The organism is Salinicola sp. (assembly GCF_982684285.1).
In genome coordinates this window covers 1-3,802 of record NZ_CEXLVS010000327.1, presented here as the reverse complement: position 1 = coordinate 3,802, position 3,802 = coordinate 1, and the positions used below count along the sequence as shown (strand labels likewise).

Below are 3,802 nucleotides of genomic sequence, written 5' to 3'. Positions count from 1 at the left end.
GTTGCTCATCGCCCCTAATGGTCGTTTCCGGCTGATTGACCTCCTCGATCGCTTCGCCGTTCGCTATGACGCCATCCTGATAGACACTCAGGGTGCGCGATCGGTGATTCTCGAGATGGCCGTCATGGCCGCCGATCGGCTGATCTCTCCCATCGTTCCCGAATTGCTCACCGCCCGCGAATTCGTGCGCGGCACTCAGGGCATGCTCAACGAGCTGCGCGAGCTGGCACGCTATACCCGTTTCGAGGTGCCGCCGGTCTCCATCCTGCTCAACAAGATGACCGACCAACTGCGCGATGCCCGCGACATCGCCAACAGTATCCGAACCATGTATGCCGAGGTCGAAGATCACGGCATTAGCGTGCTCGAGACGCCGCTGGTCAATCTCTCCGCCTATCGTTCGGCAGCGTTGCAGGGCTTGCCCGTTCACCGGGTCGAGCCGCGCAAGCCATACAGCCGCAAGTCACCGGCCTGTGCCGACCAGCTCAAGGCCGTGGCCATCGATCTCTATCCCGAGTGGGCCGATGCCATCCGCGCGGTGGGCACCAATGCTCCGAGCGGTAAATCCGGCACTGGAAAATCGGGGGGTGGTCATGTCCATTGAAGCCGCATCCCCGGCATCCGCCGAAGCCGAGGCCATGGGGCTTCTGCCACCGCATAGCATCGAGGCCGAGCAGTCCACGCTGGGCGCGTTGATGCTCGATAACACCAAGTGGGATGACATCTGCGAAATCGTCGATGCCGGCGCGTTTTATCACTACCCGCACCGGCTGATCTTCAAGGCGATGGAAGCGCTATCCCATGACGAAAAGCCGCTGGATGTGGTGACGCTCTCCGAAGTGTTGGAGCGCGATGGGAATCTCGAGACCTGCGGCGGCTTGTCCTACCTGGCCGAGCTGGCCCGAAACACACCGTCGGCAACCAATGTGGTCGCCTATGCCGGCATCGTTCGCGAGCATCAGCGTCGTCGGCAACTGGCCAACATGGGGCGCGATCTCAGTCAGCGGGCGCTGGATGGGCAGCAGCTCAGTCAGGCTTTGATCGAAGCCACCGAGCGTCAACTGTTCGAGCTGGCTGAAAATCGGCAGGGCAAGGAAACCGGCATACGTCCGGCACTGACGGCAGCGATCGATACCATCGATCGCGCCTTCAACGCCAAGGACGGCATTACTGGCACGCCGACCGGCTACCAGGATCTCGATGCGCTCACCTGCGGCTGGCAAGACTCCGATCTAATCGTCCTCGCCGGCCGCCCGTCGATGGGCAAGACGACCTTGGGGATGAACCTCGTCGAGAATGCACTGGTTGCCACGGCGGGTCGCGCCGAGTTGGCCACGGCACCGATCTTCGTTTTCTCGCTCGAGATGCCGGAGGAGCAGTTGATGCTGCGCCTGATGGCAAGCATGGGACGGCTGGATCTGAGCAAGCTGCGCTCAGGGCAGCTCGACGATGGGGGCTGGGAGAAGCTGACCTCCGCCACAAACCGCATACTCGGCTTCGAGGAGCGCCTGTTCGTGGACGACTCCAGTGGGCTCTCCGCAACCTCACTCAAGTCTCGTGCCCGTCGGCTGATGCGCCGCCATGGCAAGCCGGCCCTCATCCTCATCGACTACCTGCAGCTGCTCGAGGAGCCGGGCTGTGAGAACCGCAACAACGAGATTTCCGCGATCTCGCGGATTCTCAAAGCCACCGCCAAGGATCTCAACTGCCCGGTGGTGGCGCTCTCGCAACTCAACCGGACACTCGAAAATCGCCCTAACAAGCGGCCCTGCATGGCCGATCTGCGCGATTCCGGCGCGATCGAGCAGGACGCCGACGTCATCGGGTTCGTCTACCGCGATGAGGTCTACAACACCGATAACCCCGATAACAAGGGACTGGCTGAGCTGATCATCGGCAAGCAGCGCAACGGTCCCACCGGCACGGTGCACCTGACGTTCGTGGGCTCGAGCACTCGGTTCGAGTCTTTGGCGTGGAAACAGGTACAGGAGGGGCGGTCATGAACAGTGCAGCCCAGGAACTACTCCATCTCGAAACTCGCCTCGCTGAAAAACGCGACGAACTTGCGCGGCTCAACCGCGAATGTCGACTGCTTCGAGGTGAACGAGAGCGACTGATCCGTTCGCTTGAAGGCCAACTGGATCTGTTTCGTCAGCAGCTTGATCACACCGATCAATTCATCGGGGAGGTGCCTCATGCCTGACGCACTCCCGATCCGCTGCTCGACCCGCGCCTTGAAGCGTGTAGTGCGTTACGCCGTGACCCATGGCTGGAACGTTGAGCGCACACGTGGCGGTCACGTTCGTTTCGTCAAGCCGGGCTGCCCGCCCGTCTTCACCGGTTTTTCACCCAGCGACGCGCGTGCCGAGAAGAACGTGCTGGCACGCCTACGTAGGGTTCAGCGACATGAGGAGGGTGAGGTATGAAGGATAACTCCAACCCAGCCATCAATGACTTGAGCCCTCGAGCGAGAGGCCTGCTGGCTGACCTGATGCTGCCGATGAGCACCTCGGATGAGCCTATCTACAGCCTGCCCAGCTGCACACGGCATTGGTACCGCGCACACGACGCGTTTCCGGGTATGCGCGGTCGATGTGCGTTAAGCGTCGATCAGATGATCGTTCTCAACGGTGATGTCAGAGAGGTCCTGGCATTTCTTGGTATCACTCCGGAATGGATTCGTCAGCAGTTAGCAGGACGGTCACCCAGTGATGTTGTAGATCCCCGAGTGGGCCAGGAGTGATGCCATGAAACACGTTCTTCACTTTCAGCCATTCGATATCAGTCGACAACAGATCGTCCTTGAAGGCGACGTATTCGCCTTGTCGAGGAATGACGGGTGGTTCTGCGAGCTTGTAAAGCAAGTGATCTGTTCGTTTCAGGATTCTCAGTGGTTCACTTTGACCGTGCGAGGTCTCCATCTCGTAATTCACTCGATAGACAAATTCCGCTTTTTCCGTCATGTCGGGCCTCCTGTGGCCAGTGTTGAGATGTGCTCTTGGGGAGCGTTTTCAACCTACCACGGGATGCGCCCGGCACCTTTTCCCAACGGTGCGGCGGGAGGTGTCCAATGACTCCCGATCGCATCCTTCGCAAGATCGAGCGCTGCCTGGCGCTATCGCGCTCTGCCAACGAGCACGAGGCCGGAACGGCCCTGCGTCAGGCGCAGCATCTGATGGACGAGTACGGCGTCAGTGAAATCGATGTCGCGGCATCGACCATCGACCGTGTGGCCGTCAAGTCGCCAACTGGGCGTAAGCCGCCGCGCTGGCTCGATCATCTGGCCAGCCTGATCAATGCCGCCTTCGGTACCGCCACGGTCTACGAACCGCGTCCTACGTTCGAGAGCTGGCAGGGGTACTTCGCCTTCCTCGGCGAGGCGAGTCAGGTACGCATCGCGGCGTATGCCTTCGAGGTGCTGCAGCGTCAGCTGATCAGCGATCGCAAGGCGTTCCTGAGCGGCATGCACAAGCGCGCGAAGCGCGTCACCAAGATCCGTCGGGCAGACGCCTATGCGCTGGCATGGGTCGCCGGGGCGTATGAGCACATCGTCCCGGTGCAGAAGACGGAGGCGTCTGTCGCGGCGATCGCGCACTTCCAGCAGCGCTTCTATCCCCAGCTCGAGGCGATGGAGGCCATCGACCGCGGTCAACGCCGTGACGATCAGCGGGCAATGGCCCGGGGGTACGCCGCTGGCCGTAACGCGCGCCTGCATGGCGGTGTCGATCGCGACCAACACAAGGAGCTGTCCCATGGCTGAGATCGTCACGTTTCCGACACGCGTCGCGACCGACCGGGGCAT

At 61.3% G+C, this 3,802-nt stretch carries 6 protein-coding genes; 4 read left to right on the top strand and 2 right to left on the bottom strand.

Going from position 1 to position 3,802, the window contains the following annotated elements; all coding sequences use genetic code 11:
- Both AC3AYF_RS19170 and dnaB read left to right on the top strand, forming a co-directional pair.
- The coding region (locus tag AC3AYF_RS19170; RefSeq protein WP_487780198.1) for a ParA family protein at positions 1-604 on the top strand (604 nt) is incomplete at its 5' end.
- Entirely contained in the window at positions 594-2,003 is a 1,410-nt protein-coding gene (gene dnaB, locus AC3AYF_RS19165; protein WP_295040701.1) for a replicative DNA helicase, read from the top strand. The genes AC3AYF_RS19170 and dnaB, both read left to right, overlap by 11 nt.
- Positions 2,004-2,020: 17 nt before the next feature.
- Here dnaB and AC3AYF_RS19160 read toward each other — a convergent pair whose 3' ends face one another.
- Positions 2,021-2,197, bottom strand: coding sequence for a hypothetical protein (locus AC3AYF_RS19160; RefSeq protein ID WP_295040702.1), 177 nt, complete (start codon positions 2,195-2,197; stop codon positions 2,021-2,023).
- Here AC3AYF_RS19160 and AC3AYF_RS19155 point away from each other — a divergent pair.
- Complete coding sequence (locus tag AC3AYF_RS19155; protein WP_149436398.1) at positions 2,196-2,426, top strand: type II toxin-antitoxin system HicA family toxin; 231 nt, start codon at positions 2,196-2,198, stop codon at positions 2,424-2,426. The genes AC3AYF_RS19160 and AC3AYF_RS19155 overlap by 2 nt on opposite strands.
- 237 nt (positions 2,427-2,663) lie before the next feature.
- Here the strand turns inward: AC3AYF_RS19155 and AC3AYF_RS19150 are convergent, their stop codons facing one another.
- Positions 2,664-2,963, bottom strand: coding sequence for a hypothetical protein (locus AC3AYF_RS19150; RefSeq protein WP_149436399.1), 300 nt, complete (start codon positions 2,961-2,963; stop codon positions 2,664-2,666).
- Positions 2,964-3,070: 107 nt separating this feature from the next.
- Between AC3AYF_RS19150 and AC3AYF_RS19145 the strand changes: the two genes are divergently transcribed.
- On the top strand, positions 3,071-3,760 hold the full coding sequence (locus tag AC3AYF_RS19145; protein ID WP_295040705.1) for a DUF2786 domain-containing protein: 690 nt from the start codon (positions 3,071-3,073) through the stop codon (positions 3,758-3,760).
- Positions 3,761-3,802: the final 42 nt, after the last annotated feature.

What these genes read in the sequence shown, in the direction of transcription:
- AC3AYF_RS19155 (WP_149436398.1), top strand. Translation starts at nt 2,196, where the DNA reads ATGCCTGACGCACTCCCGATCCGCTGCTCGACCCGCGCCTTGAAGCGT.
- dnaB (WP_295040701.1), top strand. Translation starts at nt 594, where the DNA reads ATGTCCATTGAAGCCGCATCCCCGGCATCCGCCGAAGCCGAGGCCATG.
- AC3AYF_RS19145 (WP_295040705.1), top strand. Translation starts at nt 3,071, where the DNA reads ATGACTCCCGATCGCATCCTTCGCAAGATCGAGCGCTGCCTGGCGCTA.
- AC3AYF_RS19160 (WP_295040702.1), bottom strand. Translation starts at nt 2,197, where the DNA reads ATGAGGCACCTCCCCGATGAATTGATCGGTGTGATCAAGCTGCTGACG.
- AC3AYF_RS19150 (WP_149436399.1), bottom strand. Translation starts at nt 2,963, where the DNA reads ATGACGGAAAAAGCGGAATTTGTCTATCGAGTGAATTACGAGATGGAG.